The organism is Mucilaginibacter sp. McL0603 (assembly GCF_049992945.1).
In the GTDB taxonomy this organism is placed as follows: Bacteria; Bacteroidota; Bacteroidia; order Sphingobacteriales; family Sphingobacteriaceae; genus Mucilaginibacter.
Genome location: NZ_CP188251.1, coordinates 2303623 through 2325703 on the forward strand (window position 1 = coordinate 2303623; position 22081 = coordinate 2325703).

General features: G+C 39.0%; 26 protein-coding genes. 17 read left to right on the plus strand and 9 right to left on the minus strand.

Annotation, left to right across the window (positions count from 1 at the left end; translation table 11 throughout):
• Window positions 1-36: 36 nt before the first annotated feature.
• The gene (bla, locus tag ACPPVU_RS10770; RefSeq protein WP_426672194.1) at window positions 37-879 is read left to right on the plus strand and encodes a subclass B3 metallo-beta-lactamase; all 843 of its coding nucleotides are present in this window, start codon (window positions 37-39) and stop codon (window positions 877-879) included.
• 14 nt (window positions 880-893) lie between these two features.
• Here bla and ACPPVU_RS10775 read toward each other — a convergent pair whose 3' ends face one another.
• Window positions 894-1082, minus strand: coding sequence for a S1/P1 nuclease (locus ACPPVU_RS10775; protein ID WP_426671709.1), 189 nt, complete (start codon window positions 1080-1082; stop codon window positions 894-896).
• A gap of 310 nt (window positions 1083-1392) precedes the next feature.
• Between ACPPVU_RS10775 and ACPPVU_RS10780 the strand changes: the two genes are divergently transcribed.
• Genes ACPPVU_RS10780 through ACPPVU_RS10790 form a run of 3 tightly spaced genes read left to right on the plus strand, consistent with a single transcriptional unit; the run spans window position 1393 to window position 4663 of the window.
• Window positions 1393-2244 (plus strand): fumarylacetoacetate hydrolase family protein, encoded by an 852-nt coding sequence (locus ACPPVU_RS10780; protein ID WP_426671710.1) that lies wholly within the window; start codon window positions 1393-1395, stop codon window positions 2242-2244.
• A gap of 13 nt (window positions 2245-2257) precedes the next feature.
• Window positions 2258-3421 (plus strand): glycoside hydrolase family 172 protein, encoded by a 1164-nt coding sequence (locus tag ACPPVU_RS10785; RefSeq protein ID WP_426671711.1) that lies wholly within the window; start codon window positions 2258-2260, stop codon window positions 3419-3421.
• A 6-nt stretch (window positions 3422-3427) separates the two neighbouring features.
• Window positions 3428-4663, plus strand: a complete 1236-nt coding sequence (locus ACPPVU_RS10790; protein ID WP_426671712.1) for a DUF6786 family protein — start codon at window positions 3428-3430, stop codon at window positions 4661-4663.
• A gap of 203 nt (window positions 4664-4866) precedes the next feature.
• On the opposite strand, the gene ACPPVU_RS10795 is transcribed toward ACPPVU_RS10790, so the two are convergent.
• Window positions 4867-5265 carry a response regulator gene (locus tag ACPPVU_RS10795; RefSeq protein ID WP_426671713.1) on the minus strand — a complete coding sequence of 133 codons (399 nt, stop codon included), beginning with the start codon at window positions 5263-5265 and terminating at the stop codon, window positions 4867-4869.
• Window positions 5266-5417: 152 nt separating this feature from the next.
• On the opposite strand from ACPPVU_RS10795, the gene ACPPVU_RS10800 reads away from it, so the two are divergent.
• Window positions 5418-5738, plus strand: a complete 321-nt coding sequence (locus ACPPVU_RS10800; RefSeq protein WP_426671714.1) for a hypothetical protein — start codon at window positions 5418-5420, stop codon at window positions 5736-5738.
• On the opposite strand, the gene ACPPVU_RS10805 is transcribed toward ACPPVU_RS10800, so the two are convergent.
• A complete protein-coding gene (locus tag ACPPVU_RS10805; RefSeq protein ID WP_426671715.1) occupies window positions 5739-6038 on the minus strand; it encodes a hypothetical protein in 300 nt (99 codons plus the stop codon).
• 599 nt (window positions 6039-6637) lie between these two features.
• On the opposite strand from ACPPVU_RS10805, the gene ACPPVU_RS10810 reads away from it, so the two are divergent.
• From ACPPVU_RS10810 to prmA, 9 genes are all read left to right on the plus strand, one after another.
• A complete protein-coding gene (locus ACPPVU_RS10810; RefSeq protein WP_426671716.1) occupies window positions 6638-6916 on the plus strand; it encodes a hypothetical protein in 279 nt (92 codons plus the stop codon).
• A gap of 163 nt (window positions 6917-7079) precedes the next feature.
• Window positions 7080-8204 carry an acyltransferase family protein gene (locus tag ACPPVU_RS10815; protein ID WP_426671717.1) on the plus strand — a complete coding sequence of 375 codons (1125 nt, stop codon included), beginning with the start codon at window positions 7080-7082 and terminating at the stop codon, window positions 8202-8204.
• 176 nt (window positions 8205-8380) lie between these two features.
• Window positions 8381-9436, plus strand: coding sequence for a type III polyketide synthase (locus tag ACPPVU_RS10820; protein ID WP_426671718.1), 1056 nt, complete (start codon window positions 8381-8383; stop codon window positions 9434-9436).
• 140 nt (window positions 9437-9576) lie between these two features.
• Complete coding sequence (locus ACPPVU_RS10825) at window positions 9577-10068, plus strand: isoprenylcysteine carboxyl methyltransferase family protein (protein ID WP_426671719.1); 492 nt, start codon at window positions 9577-9579, stop codon at window positions 10066-10068.
• Between the two features lie 257 nt (window positions 10069-10325).
• On the plus strand, window positions 10326-10574 hold the full coding sequence (locus ACPPVU_RS10830) for a type B 50S ribosomal protein L31 (protein WP_426671720.1): 249 nt from the start codon (window positions 10326-10328) through the stop codon (window positions 10572-10574).
• Between the two features lie 68 nt (window positions 10575-10642).
• On the plus strand, window positions 10643-11827 hold the full coding sequence (locus ACPPVU_RS10835; RefSeq protein WP_426671721.1) for a putative sugar nucleotidyl transferase: 1185 nt from the start codon (window positions 10643-10645) through the stop codon (window positions 11825-11827).
• Window positions 11828-11943: 116 nt separating this feature from the next.
• The gene (gene tpiA, locus ACPPVU_RS10840; protein WP_426671722.1) at window positions 11944-12708 is read left to right on the plus strand and encodes a triose-phosphate isomerase; all 765 of its coding nucleotides are present in this window, start codon (window positions 11944-11946) and stop codon (window positions 12706-12708) included.
• 111 nt (window positions 12709-12819) lie between these two features.
• Complete coding sequence (locus ACPPVU_RS10845; RefSeq protein WP_426671723.1) at window positions 12820-13275, plus strand: hypothetical protein; 456 nt, start codon at window positions 12820-12822, stop codon at window positions 13273-13275.
• Window positions 13276-13315: 40 nt separating this feature from the next.
• Window positions 13316-14152 carry a 50S ribosomal protein L11 methyltransferase gene (gene prmA / locus ACPPVU_RS10850; protein WP_426671724.1) on the plus strand — a complete coding sequence of 279 codons (837 nt, stop codon included), beginning with the start codon at window positions 13316-13318 and terminating at the stop codon, window positions 14150-14152.
• Between the two features lie 30 nt (window positions 14153-14182).
• Here the strand turns inward: prmA and ACPPVU_RS10855 are convergent, their stop codons facing one another.
• Both ACPPVU_RS10855 and ACPPVU_RS10860 read right to left on the minus strand, forming a co-directional pair.
• The gene (locus ACPPVU_RS10855) at window positions 14183-14827 is read right to left on the minus strand and encodes an NAD(P)-dependent oxidoreductase (RefSeq protein ID WP_426671725.1); all 645 of its coding nucleotides are present in this window, start codon (window positions 14825-14827) and stop codon (window positions 14183-14185) included.
• Between the two features lie 130 nt (window positions 14828-14957).
• Window positions 14958-15365 (minus strand): RrF2 family transcriptional regulator, encoded by a 408-nt coding sequence (locus ACPPVU_RS10860; protein WP_426671726.1) that lies wholly within the window; start codon window positions 15363-15365, stop codon window positions 14958-14960.
• A 257-nt stretch (window positions 15366-15622) separates the two neighbouring features.
• Here ACPPVU_RS10860 and ACPPVU_RS10865 point away from each other — a divergent pair, with 257 nt between their 5' ends.
• The 3 genes from ACPPVU_RS10865 to ACPPVU_RS10875 all read left to right on the plus strand — a co-directional run bounded on the left by ACPPVU_RS10865 (window position 15623) and on the right by ACPPVU_RS10875 (window position 18351).
• Window positions 15623-16471, plus strand: a complete 849-nt coding sequence (locus tag ACPPVU_RS10865) for a universal stress protein (RefSeq protein ID WP_426671727.1) — start codon at window positions 15623-15625, stop codon at window positions 16469-16471.
• 102 nt (window positions 16472-16573) lie between these two features.
• Complete coding sequence (locus ACPPVU_RS10870; RefSeq protein WP_426671728.1) at window positions 16574-17929, plus strand: UDP-N-acetylmuramate--L-alanine ligase; 1356 nt, start codon at window positions 16574-16576, stop codon at window positions 17927-17929.
• 83 nt (window positions 17930-18012) lie between these two features.
• Window positions 18013-18351: a helix-turn-helix domain-containing protein gene (locus tag ACPPVU_RS10875; protein ID WP_426671729.1), complete on the plus strand. Its 339-nt coding sequence runs from the start codon at window positions 18013-18015 to the stop codon at window positions 18349-18351.
• 26 nt (window positions 18352-18377) lie between these two features.
• Here the strand turns inward: ACPPVU_RS10875 and ACPPVU_RS10880 are convergent, their stop codons facing one another.
• From ACPPVU_RS10880 to mqnC, 4 genes are all read right to left on the minus strand, one after another.
• Window positions 18378-19496: a GNAT family N-acetyltransferase gene (locus tag ACPPVU_RS10880; RefSeq protein WP_426671730.1), complete on the minus strand. Its 1119-nt coding sequence runs from the start codon at window positions 19494-19496 to the stop codon at window positions 18378-18380.
• A 96-nt stretch (window positions 19497-19592) separates the two neighbouring features.
• Window positions 19593-19793: a hypothetical protein gene (locus ACPPVU_RS10885; protein ID WP_426671731.1), complete on the minus strand. Its 201-nt coding sequence runs from the start codon at window positions 19791-19793 to the stop codon at window positions 19593-19595.
• Between the two features lie 135 nt (window positions 19794-19928).
• Complete coding sequence (gene scpB, locus ACPPVU_RS10890; protein WP_426671732.1) at window positions 19929-20489, minus strand: SMC-Scp complex subunit ScpB; 561 nt, start codon at window positions 20487-20489, stop codon at window positions 19929-19931.
• Window positions 20490-20939: 450 nt separating this feature from the next.
• Entirely contained in the window at window positions 20940-22064 is a 1125-nt protein-coding gene (gene mqnC / locus ACPPVU_RS10895; protein ID WP_426671733.1) for a cyclic dehypoxanthinyl futalosine synthase, read from the minus strand.
• Window positions 22065-22081 lie beyond the last annotated feature (17 nt).

Below are 22081 nucleotides of genomic sequence, written 5' to 3' on the forward strand. Positions count from 1 at the left end.
AAAAGAGTATTACAAATAATAGTGCTAACAACGGGTATGTTGTTCAGTAGCCTTTACTCAATTGCTCAAAAACCTAGCCCGTCTTCTGGCAGACCAGGAGATTGGTCTAAGCCTTATAAACCTTTTCGCATTGCCGGCAATCTGTACTACGTTGGGACGGATGAGCTGGCCTGTTTCCTGATCACCACGCCACAGGGGCATATATTAATTAATACCGGGGCGCCGGGATCTGCCCCTTTGATCTATTCAAGTATAGCAGCGTTAGGTTTCAAGTTTTCTGATATCAAAATCTTATTAACCACTCACGCACATCTCGATCATGTGGGAAGCATGGCAGAAATAAAGAAAATAACAGGTGCAAAAGTAATGATCGAGGCGAATGATGCACCTGTATTGGCTGATGGCGGTAACTCCGATTATGAATTCGGTGGTAAGGGCAATTTATTCGAACCAATTAAAGCTGATAGCTTATTACATGATCACGACACCATAAAGTTTGGCGGTATGCAAATCATTATGCTGCATCATCCTGGGCATACCAAAGGCGCTTGCAGTTTTTTATTTGATGTGAAGGATGGGCATCGCTCGTACCGGGTTTTGATAGCGAATATGCCCACTGTTCTGGATGAGGCGAAACTCCCAAGTATGCCCACTTATCCGGATGTTGGTAAGGACTATGCCTATACACTTAATGCAATGAAAGAAGTGCAATTCGATATCTGGGTAGCCGCTCATGCCAGTCAGTTTGGGCTTCATGAGAAACATAAGCCGGGCGACGCTTATAATCCCAAAGCATTCAGCGATCGGAAGGGTTATGATTTGATGATTGATGATCTGAAAAAAGACTATTTGAGAAGGCTTAATGGTAAGTCAAAATAGCCATCGGATTTGAATTATTGTGGTTGCCCTGTGTCAAGTAATCTATTTAATTCGCCCGCCAATCTTATCCCTGCCTTTTCAATCCGATTGTGAATGACGCCAATATGATCTGAATAGTATTGTTCATCAAGATCATTATTGGTTTCCACTTCTTTGTAGAGTATCGTGCTTATCTGGTAACTTTCCCAAAGCCAAATGATCACCGGGTCGCTTTTTCATTTCTAAATTTGCTCAGGGGTCACCGTATCATATTCACTTGCAATGCTTTATGGCCTTTATAATTCCATGATATTAAGGCAATACCTAAACTGCAGATAACAATTAGAGGGATAGTTTTTTTTATATAATAACTATCTCCAAAGATAGGGTACATCCCCAATTATCGGTTTTTATATTAAACATGTTACAAGTAATAGGGTTATATAAACTATTGACCGCATTATCTTAAAAAGTATTTACTTAGATTACAAAAGGTTACTATATTGTAATGTCAATTATAAACCGGTATTACTGATGAAATTATATAAGCTATCTGACGGTATTGTTTTGCAGCATAATAACGCAAATTATTTAATTCAATATGATTGGGATGCGCTGATCAACCGGGAAGGTTTATATGAATATTTATTCGGTATGATAGCTGGATTGCCCATAGTTTCAGAGGAACTTGCAAAAGCCCATATTGATAATAATTTGCTGCCGCCAATAGGCAATCAGGAGGTATGGGCTGCCGGTGTTACTTATTTGCGCAGCCGTGAAGCACGTATGGAAGAATCGGCTGATTCAGGTGCGGCTGACCTGTATGATAAGGTTTATGCTGCAGAACGACCGGAATTATTCTTTAAATCCCTGCCACACCGGGTTGCAGGTCATAATCAGGAAGTTTATATCCGTAGGGATTCGTCGTGGAACGTACCCGAACCTGAAATGACGTTGTTTATCAACTCAAAAGGTAATATTGAAGGATATACCATTGGCAATGATATGAGTTCGCGCAGTATAGAGGGTGAAAATGCGCTTTATCTGCCGCAGGCAAAAATTTATGAGCGCAGTGCCGCGCTCGGGCCTTGTTTGTATATTCCTGAGGAAGCGATTCCAGCAGATACAGCTATTAAGATGAGCATATCACGAAATAACGAAGAAGTTTACCACGATGAGACCAGCATCAACAGGATGAAACGGAAATTTGATGAGCTTGCCGGATACCTGTATCGTGAATGCGTATTTGCAAACGGATGCTTTTTAATGACCGGAACCTGCCTTGTACCACCTAATGATTTTACACTGCAACCGGATGACGTTGTTTCTATCAGCATTGATGGCATTGGCAACCTGGTAAATACAATAAGTTTTAAACCACAATAAAATATTGATCCTTATGAGAAAACAGTTCCTGGTTCTATTGATACTTGTCTGGGGTGCATCTGCCATAAAAGCGCAGCAAAAATTTAATGGTTTGGATGTTAACCTGGGCAATCTTTACCGCACTTCTGATGCGAAAACCCGTTCCATCAGTCCTGAAAATTTTAATGGCGAAAAAGGCAAAGGGGGTATGGCTACAACAGGTACAGGATTAGGGCCATCGCGTGATTTGGGACAGAAATGGAAGGTAAGCCCCAGTGTAGTGATCAAAAAGAAAACCACTTATACTGTGGCTGAGATAGACGGATCGGGTGCTGTTCAGCATATCTGGATGACACCGACTGGTAATTGGCGCTATTCAATAATTCGCTTTTATTGGGACGATGAAACAACACCATCTATTGAAGTACCAGTAGGAGATTTTTTTTGTATGGGATGGGGCAAATTTGCTCCGGTAACATCATTGGCTGTGGTGGTTAATCCGGGTAGTGGGTTAAATTGTTATTGGCCCATGCCTTTCCGCAAAAAGTGCCGCATAACTATGGAGAATATTGATAATGAGGATATGGTATTATATTACCAGGTAGATTATACATTGACTGAAGTGCCAAAAGACGCAGGTTATTTTCATGCCCAATTCCGCAGGGTTAATCCATTGCCTTTCAAAAAAGATTATGTGCTGGTAGATAGCATCAGGGGTAAAGGTCAGTATGTGGGTACTTATATGGCGTACGGTTCAAATAAAAATGGGTGGTGGGGAGAGGGGGAGATCAAATTTTTTATGGATGGCGATACAGAGTTCCCGACAATAAACGGTACCGGAACGGAGGACTATTTTTGCGGGGCATACGACTTTGATACCCATAAGGTGGACAAGAACGGTGTAGAATCGAGTAATTACACCGAATTCAGTGGCCCATATACCGGCTTACCACAAGTAATCAAAGGTGATGGGCATTATAACATTGCACAACGTTTTGGTTTATATCGATGGCATATAACAGACCCTATCCGTTTTGATAAAGATCTAAAGGTTACTATACAGGATTTGGGTTGGCACCAGGACGGCCGTTATATGCCTTTGCAGGATGATGTTGCATCGGTAGCTTTTTGGTACCAAACGGAGCCTCATGCGCCATTTCCTAAATTGCCAGCCAAAGATCAGTTAGAAGTAAATTAAACAGCCATGCAAAAATTTAAGTTAGGTTTTATTTTTATTGCTGCATTAGAGCTTTTATGCGCATGCAAATCAAAATCAAATAGAAATTATAACTACAACCAGGTTTACTATTTCAAAAAAGGTTCTTTTGGTTATGACCTTGACTTTCTGAAAAAGAAAGATAGTGTAGTACTTCTTAAGAGTAGCGATGGCTTATCCGAAGTGATCGTTTCACCAAAATACCAGGGTAAAGTATTTACTTCAACTGCTAATGGCGACGAAGGGAAAAGTTTTGGCTGGATAAATTACAAAGCATTTGGCAAAGCCGTTGATCCGCATATGAACGCTTATGGCGGTGAAGACAGGCTTTGGATAGGTCCCGAAGGCGGAAAATTTGCGCTGTTTTTTAAACAAGGCACCAAAATGGAGTTTGCCAACTGGTTTACACCCGCTCCGATGGACCATGAAAGCTGGACAGTTATTGGCAAAGAAGATAAACAAGTATCCTTAACTAAAAGTATGAGCCTTGTCAATTATCTGGGTACAAGGCTTGATATAGAAGTTAACCGGCAAATCGGTATTATGAGTGAAATGGAAATTGAGAAAGCACTGGGTATACAACTTGATACCACCGTTAAAACAGTAGGCATCAAGACCAATAATATTATTACAAATGCAAGCTCAAAAGCGTGGACAAAGCAAACCGGGGCACCATGCCTTTGGGACCTGGATATGTTTACCCCATCACCGCAGGTAACTATTGTTATACCTTACAAAGTAGATGCAAAAGGTAAAGTAGCCACTACTGATTATTTTGGACAGATACCCCCAACAAGAGTCAATTACAAAAATGGACATTTGTTTTTTAAGGCCGATGGGAAATCGAGAGGTAAACTGGGTATGCCTGCTGCACGTTCTACTTCTATAGCAGGCAGTTACGATGCTACAAATAACGTTCTTACCATTACCAAATTTGATGTGGATAGTAGAGCAACATATCTTAACCAGGAATGGAAAACAGACAAAGATCCGCTTGCAGGTGATGCTGTAAATGCTTACAACGATGGCCCTTTGGCTGACGGGACACAAATGGGGCCTTTTTATGAAATAGAAAGTGTTTCGCCAGGTGCATTTTTAAAACCCGGAGAAAAACTGATGCATAAGCATTGTATTTTCCATTTCACGGGCAATAAATCAAGTTTAAATCTTATCGCTATTAAAACGTTAGGCGTTTCATTAAGCGACATCCAATCAGCATTATAAAAACGATTGCTAAATAGCTAATTCCGTAAATTTGATAGTAAAGCGGGAACCTTAGCCTGATTTACTTTTATTAGTTATAGGTGATGATTTTTTAATCAACCAACATCAGAAGTAAATAAAAAACGCCGGGGTTATCAGGCCCGACGTTCAATTGATTAATCTGTGAACTAAAAAACTATGTGAAAAATTAAACTCTTTGTTTATTAATTAAGCTGCTGCTGTTGACAGATATTATTCAATATCTGTTTTGTTAATGGTTTGCTGATAAATGAATTAACACATCCATATTTACTTGATCGTTCTTTATCAGATTCTCTTACTGATGAAGTCATTACATATAATTCGATCTGCTTATCCAGGCTATCCTTTATTTTTTCAAACTTGTCTAAAAACTCCCACCCACTAAAATCAGGCATGGTAAGATCAAGAAAAATGACATCGGGTAACAGGTGTTTTGCAGCTCTGTTTTCCTCTATAAATTCAAGTACCATGCTGCCATCAAATGTATAGGTGGCTTGTTTACATGCCTCATTATTGTAAAGCATTGTACGCACGATATAATGATCAATAGGATTATCATCAATTAATACAAGTTTACACATGGTGATATTTTAATTAGGTTTTAGTTATAACATCAAAATGATTAGTTATATGATGTATTAACCATTGTGCAAATAGTATACCACTAAAATTGCGAACCTATTGGACGTGTTGCCGTATAAACAGGGGGCAAAACATTATTTGCTTTATCAATATGCATTCACAAATTACCGCTGTATTAAATAGAGTTAATCCATACATTCCGGAACTCAACGATATTGCCCGTGATAATGCCGAAAAGGTGCTTAATTATATTGAGGATATTAATCTTGACCGGGATGTATTGTTCAGGCCAACATCATGCGGTAGCCTCTCTATCGCCTGGAAAATAGGCGACTGGGAGTACCAAATGGAATGTGTAAAAAATGGTTATATAATTTACACTTTTACAAAAGGCGAATACGAAAAAGCAAGCGGGTGTGTATTGTTTGATGATTTTATTCCCCAATTTGAGAAATTTTTGCTAATGCTCTGATTACCCCGCTTTTAGCGAAGGTCTCGGATCTTGACTGCTGATATGCATTTCGGGATAGCCAATATACTGCGCATACCATAGCAGGGCCGAAGCTACGATCGGCCTCAGATAATCTTTAATATTTACTGTTTCAAAGGCAAGCAATGAGCCTGGGTATATGCTATAGAATTGTAACTCAGATGGATTAGGGCTGAATGAGACATTATTTAACTGGTGTATATTTATACGTAACATGGATTTTACATCCCGTATCATAGCACCATTGTCAGTTTGTATCAAATAAAAGTTAGTGGTCGGCATGTATGTGAATTGTTACTAACACTTGTCAAAAAATGTACCACTTTAATATGGATTTTATAAATAAGGTGTAATTTATACAGTGTATTTTTTGTATTTCATAAAGTTCTGTTATAAAGAGATTAAAGCTACTTTATTTAAAGTAAATGGATCCTCAGAATATTACTCTGTACTAAAAGTAAAAATGGGTCTGTTACAATTGATGATTGTATGATAAGCATTGGCAGAAAGCAGGTCTTATACTAGTTTTAATAATGAAGTTTCCGATTGGGAAGGCTGTTTTATAAAAGCGTATTTTCTTTTTGTAACCTATTGTGAAACTGATTGATAGAATATTTGCAAATGTTTAATTTAATTGTTAGGTTTAAATGTAAATTAACTTTTAGGCAAAGTGACGGTACCAGAACAGGTCGATTAGTCATTTTTGATGATGTTGGAAAGCTAATTTATAAACTCTCTATCCCTTCTTAATTTTTTAGTTTAACAACTTGATTTTTAGTTTTTTAACTATTTTCATTAAGCAGTATCATGTTGTTAAAAAACTTTGATTTTATGAAACAAAATATTTTTTTTTACGTCTAAAAATTAAAAAAGCCAACGTCATGGTTAACCCCGTAAATTATCATCTGGAATCAGCGAGTGGAGGTCGCCAGATTACCATCGAACCCATTTATGAAGAAATTGCTTTTGGCGATCTGTTCGCTACCGGTCGCTACGTTTTAAGCGAAGGAGATAATGGCATAGGTGAGATCAGGTTTGACGGCGAATTGTTTGAATGGGAGAGAAACGGCAATGCAAGCCTGGAAGATGAAAACATATACCGTATAGTGAATTTCATCAGGGAATATAATGAACCCGAACTTGCAGGCTACTTAGATTGAAACCAGTCTTTAGTCTTTGTCTATAGATGCTTATCTTTCTTATTACTTTTCTAAAAGGTACTTTTCAATTAAATTTAAAAAGTTTCTAAAACTATTTAACATTTGCTTTTACATTTAAATTGTAATTGCTACATTGGGCATTCCAATTCAATTAAACTAGTTTATGCCCGAAGCTTCACCAAGATTCTTATCCCTGGACGTATTCCGTGGAATGACCATTTGTTTTATGATCATTGTCAACAATCCCGGAAGTAATGTAGCCTTCTGGCCGCTTGACCACGCAAAGTGGAATGGCTTTACTCCAACCGATCTTGTATTCCCTTCATTTCTATTCGCTGTAGGTAATGCCATGAGCTTTACCATGAAGCGTTATCAGCAAATGGGTAATGGTGCGGTTTTATCTAAAATATTTAAACGTACTTTCCTTATCTTTTTGATAGGATACCTGATGTATTGGTTCCCATTCTTTCACGTAACTGATGGACACTGGTCACTATCGCCAATTGGTAATACGCGCATTATGGGCGTGTTACAACGTATAGCATTGTGCTACTGCTTTGCTTCATTAATGATCCATTACCTGTCAACCCGCACGGTTTATATTTTATCTGCTTTGTTTCTATTAGGTTATTGGGTACTATTACTCGTTTTTGGTGACCAGGGTGCCCAACTAACCATGACGGGTAATGCTGGGCTATATCTTGATAAATGGTTATTTGGTGATGCACACCTTTACCATGGCGAGCATATAGCGTTTGAGCCTGAAGGGGTATTAAGTACCATACCTGCTATCGTTAACGTAGTGATCGGTTATTATGCCGGTAAGTTTATACAGGAAAGCGGAAAGACTTATACAACGATATCAAAACTATTACTCACAGGCTGCCTTTTTATTTTTATCGCTATCTGCTGGGATTCAGTATTCCCGATGAATAAAAAATTGTGGACAAGCTCATTCGTATTTATCACTACAGGATTAGACCTGGTTATTATTTCGTTCCTGCTATATGCTTTGGAAATAAATAATTGGAATAAAGGTAACTGGGCACGTTTCTTTACTGTGGTTGGGAAAAACCCTTTGCCAATTTATGTGCTCTCCGAAATACTGTTAATTATCCTTGGATGGATAGTGATCAGCGGCAAAAGCTTACCGGCTTTTTGGACCTCGCTTTTCCAGGATATCGCCCCGGGAAGGGTGGGCTCGCTGCTTTTCGCCATCAGCTTTATGCTTGTTTGCTGGCTGGTGGGTTATGTGCTGGACAAAAAGAAAATATATATCAGAGTATAAATAAAGATCTTCTACCAAAAATCAACTAAATCTCTATCTCACGAAAAGGCCCGGTAAAACGGGTCTTTTTTTATGATGGCAACCAACCTGTATTAATGGCCGTATCTTACAATAAGATTTTATGCGAAAACTAAATCTCCTTTCGTTCATTATATATAACCATCTTAAAAACTAATATGCCCTTTATAGCATCCGTATCAAAAATAGACCTGCCGCACAAAATAGCCCAGCAGGAGGCAAAGGAACAGGCAAGAGCCATGTTTGCTGAGAACTTTCCACAGGTTGACAGGCTGATACATGCTTTCGACAATACAGAGATCGTAACGCGCAATTTTTGCGAACCGTTGAGTTATTATACCGTGTCCAATACCTTCGAACAGCGAAATGACGAGTACTTGCAGATGGCTTTAAACTGGTCTGTAAAAGCAATAGAGGATTGCATTGTACAAGCCAATATTGATAAGTTGGATATAACCGATATCTTATTTGTTTCCACCACTGGTCTCGCTACGCCAAGTGTGGATGCATTGATCATTAACGAAATGAGGCTTAACCCCCACATCAATCGTATGCCTATCTTCGGATTGGGATGTGGTGGTGGCGTTTCTGGTATGGCTAAAGCGAACGCTTTGGCAAAGGCTAATCCGGATGCTGTGGTGTTGTTGGTGGCGGTGGAGTTATGCTCTTTAACTTTACTCAGGAACGATTACAGCAAAAGTAATTTTATCGGCTCAAGCCTGTTCTCAGATGGGATAGCTGCCTGCATTGTTAAAGGCGACAATCATGCTGGCGAAAAAAAGGTAAAGTACCATGCATCGAGCAGTAAATTATATTATGATTCGCTTGAAGTAATGGGCTGGGATTTTAAGGATACCGGCTTTAAAGTGCTGTTCTCAAAAGACATCCCAACGTTTATAAATGAACATGTGAAAGAAGATATTGACAGGTTTTTAGAAGGGCAGGGGCTTGATATTAGCGATATCAAAAACTTCATTTTCCATCCCGGTGGCAAAAAGGTGCTGGATGCTTATACCGATGCTTTGGGTGTAGAAGGCGATTTTTTGCAAAAGACCCGTTCGGTGATGAACAATTATGGCAATATGTCAAGCGTTACAGTATTGTATGTGCTTGAAAAGTTTATGAACGAAGGATTTGAAGACGGCTACGGCCTAATGATGGCAATGGGGCCAGGTTTTTCGAGCGAAATGGTTTTGTTAAAGATGAAAAATTAAGTCGGGAAAGACGGGAAGTCCGAAAGACTAAAAGTCCACAGGATAGGAAATCCTAAGAACTTGTACGCATTTATTTAATAGCTTAGCTTACGGACTTTCGGTCTTTCCGACTTTCGGACTAATAAAATAAAACAACATTAATGTATTTTATCATCTTCATCCTGTTTCTTATCATCCAGCGACTTACTGAACTCTATATTTCAAAACGGAACGAAAAATGGCTGCTCTCGCAGGGCGCTATAGAATATGGCCGTGAGCATTATCCGTATATCGTGGCATTGCACACCTTGTTTATCGTGTCACTGATGGTTGAATATTATTTAACAGGTGGCCAGACAATCAGCTACATAGCACTGTCGCTTTTTATATTGTTGCTGGCTTTTAAATATTGGGTATTGAGTTCGCTGGGCACCTACTGGAACACAAGAATATACCGTGTGCCGGGCGCTATCGCGGTAAAAAAAGGCCCTTATAAATTATTTAAGCATCCCAATTATGTTGATGTGGTATGTGAGATAGCCATTATCCCGCTGGTGTTTCATTTGTATTATACCGCGATAATTTTTAGCGTGTTAAATGCGATAATGCTTTCGGTAAGAATCAGGGTTGAGAACAAGGTTTGGTCGAAATGAATAATAATAAAAATCCCCGGCCATTCACTACCAGGGATTTTAACCATTCTTCAAAACCAATTAAAAAATATTTAATCTCTTATTTATTAACCAAGTACTTGTACGTGGCCACTTAAAGAAAGGTTATACTTTTTTTTATTTTTTTTAATGCCATAAAATTGTGCTGTTTATCAATAAAAAAGCTTTTTTATTTTTTGCTTTTTAGTTTTGATTTTTAATGATATATTTGCGCCTCTTTTATTAGAAGGATTATAGTAATGAAAAAAGATCTGCATCCAAAAAATTATAGATTAGTTGTTTTTAAAGACATGTCAAATGACTACTCTTTTATGACAAAATCATGTATCGACAGCCGCGAAACTGTAAAGTGGGAAGATGGCAACGAATACCCATTAGTGAAACTTGAAATTTCGCACACCTCGCATCCATTCTACACCGGTAAAATGAAACTGGTTGATACTGCAGGCCGTATTGACAAATTCCGTACCCGTTACAACAAAAAGTAATTTTGGGTTATTGATAAAATATTTACAGGTCTCCCGGTACATCGGGGGACTTTTTTTATTTTTGCGCCATGGCAATTATCTTATTTGACGGTAACGCACATCAAACCTTACTGCCTTTAACGTATACCCGTCCCGTGGCTGATCTGCGCATCGGCATTTTAACTATTGCCGAAAAATGGGGTAAATACCTTGATCTCGACTTTTCTTATCATACACAGGCCTATTTAAGCACCAAGTTCCCTGTAAATATTGAGGACAGAAATTTGTTCATCAACGGCGCTGTTTGCCCGGATGAGCAGTTGCTTGAAGCGATCTATAAATTGCATGGCGGCGAAGCGTTAAAGTATGATAATGAGCTTATAGCAGTAAAACTTTCTGAAAGCGATGCCGGGGCATTTGATGCCAGTGCGAAGTTTGATCGTGAGATAGATTATGCAGGTAAACCAGTGATGCTCAAGTATCCTGAAGATATTTTCAGGAATAATGATACCGAACTCAAAAAAGATTATCAGTTATTAACCAAAGGCCGTACCAGCGCTGCCATTAGTCAGACCAATACAATCATCGGAAATGATTTTTTTGCCGAAGATAGTGCTGTCTCAGAATGCTCCACTTTTAACACCACTAATGGCCCAATTTACTTAGCTGCAAATACTGAGGTGTGGGAAGGTGCTCATATCCGTGGTGCGTTTGCTTTGTGTGAGGAATCACAAGTGAAGATGGGGGCAAAAATATATGGTGGCACAACCGTTGGGCCGTATTGCCGGGTAGGTGGCGAGCTCAATAATGCCGTAATCTGGGGGTATTCATCAAAAGGTCACGAAGGCTATTTGGGTAATTCCGTTTTGGGTGAATGGTGTAATATCGGTGCTGACAGCAATAATTCGAACCTGAAAAACAATTATGCTGATGTAAAGCTTTGGGATTATACCACGGAGCATTTTCGTCAAACAAATTTACAATTTTGCGGACTGATCATGGCCGATCATGCCAAATGTGCCATCAATACCATGTTTAATACGGGTACAGTAGTTGGAGTAAGTGCTAACGTTTTTGGTGCAGGTTTCCCGCGTAATTTTGTACCTGATTTTTCGTGGGGCGGTGTGCATGGTTATGAAATATATTCGCTGAAGAAAGTGTTCGAAACTACAGAAAAGGTTTTCGCACGCCGGGATCACAGGGATTTTAACGATGCAGAGAAAGATATATTAAAAACGGTTTTTGAGTTAACGGAAGAGTACAGGAAATATTAGAAGAAGTCCATAGTCGATGGTCGATAGTCCATAGACTGAATATATACTAACATTTATCAAATCATTTAAAACTACTATGGGCTATTGACCATTGTCCATAGACTAAACAAACAATCATGAGAAAAAAAATTGTCGCCGGGAACTGGAAAATGAATATGGACTACGAAGAGGGTTTGTCTTTATTTTCTGAAGTTATCAATATGGTTCACGATGAAGTGACCGGCAAACAGCATGTGGTAGTATGCAGTCCTTTTATTCACCTGCATAGCCTGGCACATCTGGCAAAAGGATATAACAAAGTTTCTATTGGTGCACAGAATGCCCATCAGGCAGAGTCAGGCGCTTATACCGGCGAGATATCAGCTAAAATGATCCACTCAACCGGTGCTGAGTATGTTATTTTAGGTCATTCGGAACGCCGCCAGTATTTTGGAGAGACCAATGAACTGTTAGCTAAGAAAATTGATACTGCACTTAAAAATTCTTTAAAACCAATTTTTTGTATTGGGGAAACTTTAAAAGAACGTGAGACTGAGAAGCATTTCGAAGTGATAAAAACTCAACTGGAAGAAGGTAGTTTCCATTTAGATGCGGAGCAGTTTGGTAAACTGGTAATAGCTTACGAACCTGTTTGGGCTATTGGTACTGGCATAACTGCTACTTCGGCACAGGCACAGGAAATACATATGTTTATTCGCAAGGAGATCGTCAAGAAATACGGACAGGAAGTTGCTGAGAATACCACAATTTTATATGGTGGTAGCTGCAATGCTAAAAATGCTTGTGATCTGTTCGGTCAGCCGGATATTGACGGTGGGTTGATAGGCGGAGCATCCCTAAAATCCCGCGACTTTTTAGATATAGTGAAAGAGTTTAATTAAGATCAGATATGAGATTTGAGATATGAGATTTGAGTTTTTTGCCGTTCATAAAACATGATGGTAAACTATTAAGTGTCTCAAATCTCATATCTCACGTCTCACATCTCAAACATGAGGAAGCTGCTAAAAGTCATATTACCGCCTTTGATCGGTTTTGCGGTATATTTTATAGCCATAAGGTATAGTTCTGTTTATTTTACACTGAGGATTGATGAGATGGGCGAGGGGACGATAACGGCTTTTATGGCTTACTATAGATACTTTTTACCGTTATTATTTACAGTAGCAGTACTCACGCAGTTACTCATTGTGGTTCCAATCTGGGATCGAGTCTTCTTAAAATCCACTACAGGTAAGTTTATCTCATCACTAATACTTTGTTTGATCTGCATACTGTTTGCAGCAGGTATAAGCTATACGATATGGGATAAACAGTCCGGTGTTGACCATGTAATTAAAGTAGGGCTTTTTATGACGGCTGTACAATTAGTTTACTGGGCAGTAAACTTGTTTGTGTTATATCTTTTAACTAAAAAGCCTGAACAGGCAGCTGAGGTTACTGAGTAATTTCTCAAATCTCATATCTCACGTCTCAAATCTAAAGAAAATGAATTACTACGAATTACGCTTTACCACCAAACCTATTGAGGACTATCAGCAAGATCTGTTGATCAATGAGCTGGCGGAGATTGGTTTTGATACTTTTGAGGAGGTAGAGCAGGGTTTTAAGGCTTATATTCCGTCTGATGATTTTAACCAGGCTTTGCTGGAGGAACATTTAGTGCCTTATCATGCTATGTTTGATTTTATCTATGAAGTTAATATCATTCCCCAAAAGAATTGGAACGAGGTATGGGAAAGCAATTTTGAGCCGATACAGATAAGGGATAAGATATACGTTAGGGCCACTTTCCATCCGCAAAAGCCTGAATTTCCTTATGAGATCGTGATCGACCCTAAAATGGCGTTTGGTACGGGGCATCATGAAACTACATCCATGATGATGGACCTGATGCTGGATGCTGATTTAAAAGATAAAAAGATGCTTGATATGGGCTGTGGAACCGGGATATTAGCCATATTGGCAAGTAAGTTGGGTGCAAAAGATATTACAGCAATAGATTACGATCCTGTTTGCTATGAAAGCACGATAGAGAATTCAACATTAAATGGCATCAATAGTATTAAGGCACTATGTGGCTCTAAAGAAGTAATTCCTGAGGAAAAATTTGATGTGATCCTTGCTAATATTAACCGCAATATTTTGATCGACCAGATGGAACGCTATGGCGAGGTGTTAAAATCTGGTGGGGAAATCTATTTCAGTGGTTTCTATGAAAATCCAGACCTGAATATCATTAAACAGGAAGCAGCCAAATATGGCATGAAGTATATCAGCCACCAAAAAACGAAAGAATGGGTTGCGGCAAGGTTTCAAAAATAGAGCCGTAATGCTTTACGGCCCTATCAGGATTTAATATCCTACTGTAAACCTTCTTTTTATAAACCGATTTTCTTCCAGTTCATCAATAATAGCTACGGCCAGGTCCTCCACTGATATGTCTGCCTGATTTTTATCATCAAATACTGGCTGATCAGTACCTAAACGAAATACACCTGTACGTTTGCCGGGGTGCAGTTGTATTGCAGGACTTAAAAATGTCCAATCCAGATCTTTTTCCTTTTTGATGGTGTTCAGGTAATCTCGTGCCGCAGTTGCACCACTTTTCCATTGCACTGGGAACTCAGGTGTATCAACCAACTGCACGCCGGGAGCAATCTCAAGACTGCCGGCACCACCAACTACCAGCAAACGTTTTACGCCCGATAATTTTGTTGCTTGCTGGATGGCTTCGCATCCTTTAATAAAATCATTATACAGGTTAGGATTGGTCCAGCCTGCGTTAAAAGTATTTACTACCGCATCATTCCCCGCAAGTATTTTAGCAAGGTTGCTGCTATCGTCTGCATCAGCAGATATTGCTTTAAGTTTCGCATTTTTAGTAGTGATCTTGTCGACATTGCGGGCAATGGCAGTTACTTCATGCCCCCGATGCAAAGCTTCATTTAAAACGGCTGAGCCCACAAATCCAGTGGCTCCGATTATTGCTATTTTCATATTATTTAATTTGTTTTTTTAATGGTTATGAAGCTATCATGAGCATGGTTATTTTTTTTTAACTCATGATGGTTTCATATGTTTAGTGTTTAATTGTAATTAGTAATGTTACAGTTTATGTTAAAAAAAATTAATCTAATCGGTTACTAAAGTCAGCTATATTGATACTACCGAGCTTTTTCAATATGGTTTTATCTACATCGGCATATAGCTCGTCAATATTTTTATTGATCTGCTTACCAATCGGGCAGGCAGGATTAGGGGTGTTTTTAGCTGTGCCTAATAAAGGTTGGGTTTTCACTAACAGGTAAACATTAGCCAGGCTGATCTGGTTTGCCGGTTTGCCCAGGCTATAGCCACCACTTTTGCCTTCTTTACTTGTTATCAAACCATGATTACGCAGGCTGCTGATCTCCTTACGAGCCAGGGCTGGATTGATATTGATACTGCCGGCAATGTAGTCGGACGACAACAGTTCTCCCCCCGCTTTGCTTAAAAGGGTGAGGATATGTACTGCTATTGGAAACCTTCCGTTCATCTGTAATAAAAATTATTACAGTAAAGGTAAGTTGTTTTTTATTGATTCAGAATAGTTTTTGGATTAAGGAATTGATTTGACTTTGGGCAGACATTTTGAAGAATTTTACGTATATTCATACTGAAACACATTCTTAAATTTGGTTTGTTGTAATATGTGTTGTAACTGACAATTATAAACCTCCGTCTTTGTAGATTTGATAAATTTTACTTTTAGACCAAAATGGTCAAATGTAAAATAACCTAAATTTCATTGTTATGAAAACTTATATTGTACCCATTGATTTCTCCGAAACCTCGACCCATGCAGCTGAATTTGCCGCAATGCTGAGTAATCAAACAGATGTAGCAGATATCTTTTTACTGCACTCATACCACGTATCGGTTTACGAAAGCGTTTTACCAACCCCGGATATGATCATTCCGACCGATGAGGAAATAGAAGAACAGTTACTTGAAAGAATAAAAAAATTAGAACACATCAGGACGCATATGCATAAGGATGTACGGCATGGAGTTACTATCCATGTACGTATCAGCCGCTCGCCATTGGTGAGGGCTATTATCGAATCTGTAGGCAAAGAGCATGGCGACCTGGTGATATTGGGCAGTAACGGAAGCAATAGCGCTAATATCAGCCATATAGGCAGCAATGTGATCAATATATCAAAACTGAGCCCTGTGCCGGTTATAGTTGTTCCGCCTGCCTGCTGTTACGAGTTGATCAAAAGGGTGGTAATGGCTTGTGATTTTAATAAGGTAAAAGATACTGTGCCGCTTGAACCACTTAAACGACTTTTGCAACGGCATGATCTGGAATTACAGGTTGTAAATATTGACAGAGAAGCGAAGCATAAAAATGCCGATCAGCAACAACTGGCTGAAGAAAGTGCTTTACATGGTATGCTTAAAGAGTACCACCCGCATTATTACTTTAATACGGACCGTGATATTATTAACGGGATATTGAATTTTGCCAATGGCCACCATGCCCAGATGGTGATCGCGTTGCCGCATAAGTATAGTTTTTTCCAATCACTGTTGCATAATAGTGTGTCACAACAACTCACAGTTCATTCGGCAGTGCCTGTATTGTTGTTGAAATAAAAGTATTTGCCCGTTAGCTAAAGTACTTTAATAAATATATTTTTAAGCAATGCAGATTATACGTTTATTTGTAAAACTTTTCTTCACAGTTCAATATTTTTAATGAGGATACATTTTATAGCCATAGGTGGCAGCGCCATGCATAATATGGCTATCGCATTGCACAAAAAGGGTTTTAAAGTTACAGGCTCTGATGATGTTCTTTTTGAACCATCGGTTTCACGGCTCTCAAAATATGGCCTTTTCCCCGACAAAGAAGGCTGGTATCCAGAAAATATTACACCTGATATCGACGCAATTATCCTGGGCATGCACGCCCGGGCAGACAACCCTGAGTTGTTGAAGGCACAGGAGCTGGGCTTAAAAATATATTCATACCCTGAATATATTTATGAACACTCAAAAAATAAGCTTCGGGTAGTAATAGGGGGCAGTCACGGTAAAACTACCATCACCTCGATGATCCTTCACGTACTAAAAAGTACCGGGAAGGATTTTGATTACCTGGTAGGTGCACAGCTGGAAGGCTTTGATACCATGGTGAAATTAACGGATGAGGCCCCGGTTATCGTGATAGAAGGCGATGAATATTTATCGTCGGCTATTGACAGGCGGCCTAAATTTCACTTATATAAAGCTGATATTGGTGTAATAAGTGGTATCGCCTGGGACCATATCAATGTTTTCCCAACGTTTGATAATTATGTGGAGCAGTTCAAACTGTTTATCGATACCATACAACCCGGTGGAAAGCTTATCTATTCAGAAACAGATGCGATTTTGAATGACCTGGTAAAATCTGATCATTCTGAAATTGAGAAATTTCCTTATAGTTTACCTGCTTATAATATTAAATATGGTATTACAAATATTATAGCAGGTCAAAAAGAATATCAACTACAGGTTTTTGGTGAGCACAACTTATTAAATATGGAAGCTGCTCGTATTATTTGTGAAAACCTTGGTATTAATACCGAAGACTTCTATACTCAGATGAGTAGTTTTAAAGGTGCCGCACGCCGGCTCGAGTTGGTAGGGAAAAATGAAAGTGCAGAGTTTTTTAAGGACTTTGCGCATTCGCCTTCTAAGCTAACTGCTACTATTCATGCTGTAAAAACTCAATTTCCGGATAGGAAGTTAATCGCCTGTATTGAACTTCATACTTTCAGCAGTTTGAATAAAGACTTTTTAAGTCAGTATGCACATACGATGGACGAGGCTGATATTGCCCTGGTTTTTATTGATAAAAAAACCTTTGAGCAAAAGAAAATGGCTCCCTATGCTGCTGAAACAGTGAAGGATGCATTTGCAAGGGAGGATCTTGTTTTTTATAATGACCCGGCAGAACTGCAAAAAAGACTCGAAAGTATAGTGATGAAGGACACTAATTTGTTAATGATGAGCTCCGGAAATTTCGGAGGAATCAATCTTCCAAACCTGGCAGAAAAAATATTATAAAAAAAAGAAATAATAAGTTTTGATATGAATATTTTATTGTAACTTTATTAACTACTGAGAAACCTTATCGAAATTAAATCAAAATGAAAGCACTTGGAAAAAAAATTAGATTGCTTCGCCACCAAAATGGCTGGAGTCAGGAAGATGTTGCAAAAAGACTAGACATCTCCATCCCCGCCTTTTCTAAAATCGAGACCGGTATAACCGATATCAATTTATCCCGGCTTGAACAAATCTCTACCTTGTTTGACATGACTGTAGTGCAGTTACTTACTTTTAATGACGAAGAAAACGATCAAAAATTTATTAACGAACTAGAAGTTGTTAATAAGAAACTGATGGATCGTGACGCAGAGGTTATTGACCTGCAAAAGAAGGTAATTGAACTGTTTGAGGAGTTAAGGCATTCAAAGACTGCATAATTACTACCTATCTGCCTAAAACCCGATCAGAAAATGTAACGCATTGTTAAGTGTTTTTTACCAAAAGTAGCCCCCATGCTGTGGTGGAGTGCTATCATTTTGTCGTTAAAATCACCTACCCAGGATAGTTCGAGTTCGTCGTATTGTTTTAAAGGTAAGACATATTCTTTCAATTTAATAAATAGGGCGGACTCTAATCCATGCTTCTGGAATTTCTGTTTAGTACCCATTACAACGGCTCGCATACGCGAAACGCCTTTCCATTTATAATATAGAAATTTGAGCTTACCGATCAAATCAAGCTTGCCGTTAAGCGTTTTGATCATTTGGTTGGCATCAGGTAATATCACTACAAAAGAGGCAGGTTCACCATTTACATAAGCAAACCAGATCAGTTTCTCATCCATCAGGGGTTTCATCTTTCTGAAACTTTCCAGTATGGTAGCTTTTGCAATCGGGACGAAATTTTCAAAGTCTTTCCAGGCATCATTGTAAATATCTATGAAATCGGCTGCGAATTGCTCTATTTCTCCTGCTTTAAGATGCTTAAACTCATAGCCGGGCTTTTGGGCAACCCATTGTGCAATTTTGGTAAATCGCTCTGGAAATGGCTTGTGAGCATCTACGTGGTTGGTTATTTGTTCATACTGGGTTTTAAAGCCATATTTCTCAAAGAAACCAACGTAGTAAGGCGGGTTATAATTCATCCCGTAAGATGGCGGCACAAAACCATCAGCCAGCAGTCCCCAAAAATTATCGTTCTCGCCAAAATTTATTGGTCCATCCATTGCCTGCATACCATTGGCTTTGAGCCAGTTCTTTGCAGTATCGAACAATAGAAAGGCTGTCTTTTCATCATCAATGCATTCAAAAAAGCCCATGCCGCCGGTGGGCTGCTCATAATTGTAAGCTTTTTCGTCGTTTATGAAAGCTGCCACACGGCCCAGTAGTTCTCCGTTACTGCCGGTCAGTATCCAACGGGTGCACTTGCCATGCCGAAAGAAATTGTTTTTGGCAGGATCAAAAATAGCTTCGATGTCGTTATCAAGCGGACATATCCAGTTTTTATCATTCTTATAAATCACGTGGGCCACATCTAAAAATGCTTTTTTTTCGGACTTACTTTTAACCTCGGTAATAGTCATTTATAATTGCTTAATGGATATATATAAAAAAGCATTCAGGGGCTTAGCCTGAATGCTTTAAATGGCAGTATGATCAATAACAGGATCTGTCAATTATTAAAAATCGTCTTCTTCGTCGTAGCCTTCAAAAGACTCGTATCTACCGATATCATCAAGAGGCATATCAAAATCCTCGTCGTCGTCATCATCAATAACTTTCTTTTTCGCAGGCATATCGGTTGACTGTTCATCATCTTTGTCTGCGGCCGTGTCTTTAGGAGCGGTCGTTTTTTTAACTGGTTTTTTTGGCGTTTCCATTGCGACGATCTATTTATGAAATATAAATCAATTTAAATTTAAATTAAGTCAAATGCAAATTATCTTTTTTCTGAAACGTTGCATTGTTATTCCAAAAATAATTAAAATCATTTTCAAAGAAAATACATTTGAAAATTATTCTGCTTGTTCACCAATCGAGACGGAATTGTCTGTAAACTCTTTTATCTGAGGTAATTCGCCAAGGTTATTTATACCGAAATAATCCATAAACTGCTGGCTTGCGCTGTATAAAATAGGCCTGCCAACCGTTTCCGACTTCCCAATAATGGTGATCAGCTCCTTTTCGAGCAATTTTTGTATCGAGTAATCACTGTTAACACCGCGTATTTGTTCGATCTCTAATTTGGTCACTGATTGTTTATAGGCTATAATGGCCAGTGTTTCCAAAGCAGCAGGGCTCAGTTTCTTTTTTGACCGCTGTAACTGCAGCAAGCTGATAACAGGATGATAGATTTTTTTAGTCAGAAATTGATAGCCATTGGAGATATTGACCAATTCAATAGCAAAGTTTTCATCCTGGTATTTTTTCTGAATATTATCAATACTGAGGGTGACATCCTCTTTAGTGAAATCCCGCTCAAATGCCGCCTGAAGACAAAATATTATTTCTTCGATACGGATACTTTGTTCAGAAGAAAAAATAAGGGCCTCGATATATAGTTCCGGGTTTTCCATTCAAATTTATTAGTGAGTTTTTATCTGAATCAAATATGCAAATTTATGCTTAATGGAGGCAGATAAAAGAATTTAGCTATAAGTGTAAGATATACACATTTGGGGAAATTTGTTGTGAGAAACAGTAATATGAGGAAAAAAATGCAAGACGGGGCGGAAAAAATTCCACACTGGATTAATATATGTACTAAAAGTTAACATTGTTTATAGTTAAAGCACCGGTTTTTGGAAGATGGCACAGGATTTGGATATTGATTACCTGACCCCCATAAAGGGCTGTTTTTCATAGGTAGATGTAAGGGCCGGAAGCTGCGAGAGTAACCGGCCTTTTCTTTTATAGAACCAAGATGCAAGAACCAAGAACCAGGATACAAGAATCAAGAGCCAGAATACCAAAAATCAAGGCTGTTTTTCCTGAATCTTGATTCTTAGCTCCTGATTCTTTTTAACTTAATAGTTAATTATTTGCTCTTCGATCTGCGATGGAATATCGCGCCACTCATATCTCTGATTACGTAATTGTGGTTCAAAACCGGCTTCAATAATTGAATCCTGGATACCTTTAGCTGTAAAGCGGTGTGGGGCTCCTGCTGCTGATACTACGTTTTCTTCGATCATGATAGAACCAAAGTCATTTGCGCCTGCGTGCAGGCATACCTGGGCCACCTGTTTGCCGACCGTTAGCCATGAGGCTTGTATATTTTTAATATTAGGCAGCATAATACGACTTAGTGCGATCATCCGGATATATTCGTCGCCCGAAACATTATTGGTAATACCACGCACTTTACGCAGCAATGTACCGTCGTCCTGGAAAGGCCATGGAATGAAGGCTACAAAACCATAGGCACCCTCAGGTTTTTCTGATTGCACCTCACGTATCCAAACCAAATGCTCAAAACGCTCTTCGATAGTTTCCACATGGCCAAACATCATTGTAGCCGAACTTGGTAAATTAAGTTGATGAGCGGCACGCATTACATCCAACCACTCCTTACCACCGCATTTGCCTTTTGAGATCAGTCTGCGTACGCGGTCGTTCAATATCTCGGCACCGGCGCCTGGCAATGAATCTAATCCGGCTGCTTTTAACTCACGTAAAACATCAATATGGCTCATGCCTTCCAGTTTAGCCACGTGAGCTATTTCTGGTGGACCTAATGAATGCAGTTTTAGGGTTGGATATAATTCTTTTAGTTGTTTAAACAGGTCAGCATAAAATTTTAGGCCGAGATCGGGATGATGGCCGCCTTGTAAAAGCAATTGGTCGCCACCGTAACGGAAAGTTTCCTCTATTTTTTGCTTGTAGGTCTCTATATCAGTAATATAACTATCCTCATGGCCCGGCCTGCGAAAGAAATTACAGAACTTGCAATTGGCAATGCAAACATTGGTGGTGTTTACGTTGCGGTCTATTTGCCAGGTAACTTTACCGTGCGGAACCTGCTTTTTGCGCAGCTCGTTGGCTACATACATTAAATCGGCAGTAGGAGCATTGTGATAAAGGTGCACACCTTCTTCCATGCTCAGGAAATCAAAATTTAATGCGCGTTGCAGCAAATCGGCTGTATTCATGGTAACAAAGATACGAA

Excerpts from the sequence above, each read along its gene's own strand:
- bla (WP_426672194.1), top strand. The coding sequence starts at position 37 with ATGTTGTTCAGTAGCCTTTACTCAATTGCTCAAAAACCTAGCCCGTCT.
- ACPPVU_RS10780 (WP_426671710.1), top strand. The coding sequence starts at position 1,393 with ATGAAATTATATAAGCTATCTGACGGTATTGTTTTGCAGCATAATAAC.
- ACPPVU_RS10785 (WP_426671711.1), top strand. The coding sequence starts at position 2,258 with ATGAGAAAACAGTTCCTGGTTCTATTGATACTTGTCTGGGGTGCATCT.
- ACPPVU_RS10790 (WP_426671712.1), top strand. The coding sequence starts at position 3,428 with ATGCAAAAATTTAAGTTAGGTTTTATTTTTATTGCTGCATTAGAGCTT.
- ACPPVU_RS10795 (WP_426671713.1), bottom strand. The coding sequence starts at position 5,265 with ATGTGTAAACTTGTATTAATTGATGATAATCCTATTGATCATTATATC.
- ACPPVU_RS10800 (WP_426671714.1), top strand. The coding sequence starts at position 5,418 with ATGCATTCACAAATTACCGCTGTATTAAATAGAGTTAATCCATACATT.
- ACPPVU_RS10805 (WP_426671715.1), bottom strand. The coding sequence starts at position 6,038 with ATGCCGACCACTAACTTTTATTTGATACAAACTGACAATGGTGCTATG.
- ACPPVU_RS10810 (WP_426671716.1), top strand. The coding sequence starts at position 6,638 with ATGGTTAACCCCGTAAATTATCATCTGGAATCAGCGAGTGGAGGTCGC.
- ACPPVU_RS10815 (WP_426671717.1), top strand. The coding sequence starts at position 7,080 with ATGCCCGAAGCTTCACCAAGATTCTTATCCCTGGACGTATTCCGTGGA.
- ACPPVU_RS10820 (WP_426671718.1), top strand. The coding sequence starts at position 8,381 with ATGCCCTTTATAGCATCCGTATCAAAAATAGACCTGCCGCACAAAATA.
- ACPPVU_RS10825 (WP_426671719.1), top strand. The coding sequence starts at position 9,577 with ATGTATTTTATCATCTTCATCCTGTTTCTTATCATCCAGCGACTTACT.
- ACPPVU_RS10830 (WP_426671720.1), top strand. The coding sequence starts at position 10,326 with ATGAAAAAAGATCTGCATCCAAAAAATTATAGATTAGTTGTTTTTAAA.
- ACPPVU_RS10835 (WP_426671721.1), top strand. The coding sequence starts at position 10,643 with ATGGCAATTATCTTATTTGACGGTAACGCACATCAAACCTTACTGCCT.
- tpiA (WP_426671722.1), top strand. The coding sequence starts at position 11,944 with ATGAGAAAAAAAATTGTCGCCGGGAACTGGAAAATGAATATGGACTAC.
- ACPPVU_RS10845 (WP_426671723.1), top strand. The coding sequence starts at position 12,820 with ATGAGGAAGCTGCTAAAAGTCATATTACCGCCTTTGATCGGTTTTGCG.
- prmA (WP_426671724.1), top strand. The coding sequence starts at position 13,316 with ATGAATTACTACGAATTACGCTTTACCACCAAACCTATTGAGGACTAT.
- ACPPVU_RS10855 (WP_426671725.1), bottom strand. The coding sequence starts at position 14,827 with ATGAAAATAGCAATAATCGGAGCCACTGGATTTGTGGGCTCAGCCGTT.
- ACPPVU_RS10860 (WP_426671726.1), bottom strand. The coding sequence starts at position 15,365 with ATGAACGGAAGGTTTCCAATAGCAGTACATATCCTCACCCTTTTAAGC.
- ACPPVU_RS10865 (WP_426671727.1), top strand. The coding sequence starts at position 15,623 with ATGAAAACTTATATTGTACCCATTGATTTCTCCGAAACCTCGACCCAT.
- ACPPVU_RS10870 (WP_426671728.1), top strand. The coding sequence starts at position 16,574 with ATGAGGATACATTTTATAGCCATAGGTGGCAGCGCCATGCATAATATG.
- ACPPVU_RS10875 (WP_426671729.1), top strand. The coding sequence starts at position 18,013 with ATGAAAGCACTTGGAAAAAAAATTAGATTGCTTCGCCACCAAAATGGC.
- ACPPVU_RS10880 (WP_426671730.1), bottom strand. The coding sequence starts at position 19,496 with ATGACTATTACCGAGGTTAAAAGTAAGTCCGAAAAAAAAGCATTTTTA.
- ACPPVU_RS10885 (WP_426671731.1), bottom strand. The coding sequence starts at position 19,793 with ATGGAAACGCCAAAAAAACCAGTTAAAAAAACGACCGCTCCTAAAGAC.
- scpB (WP_426671732.1), bottom strand. The coding sequence starts at position 20,489 with ATGGAAAACCCGGAACTATATATCGAGGCCCTTATTTTTTCTTCTGAA.
- mqnC (WP_426671733.1), bottom strand. The coding sequence starts at position 22,064 with ATGAATACAGCCGATTTGCTGCAACGCGCATTAAATTTTGATTTCCTG.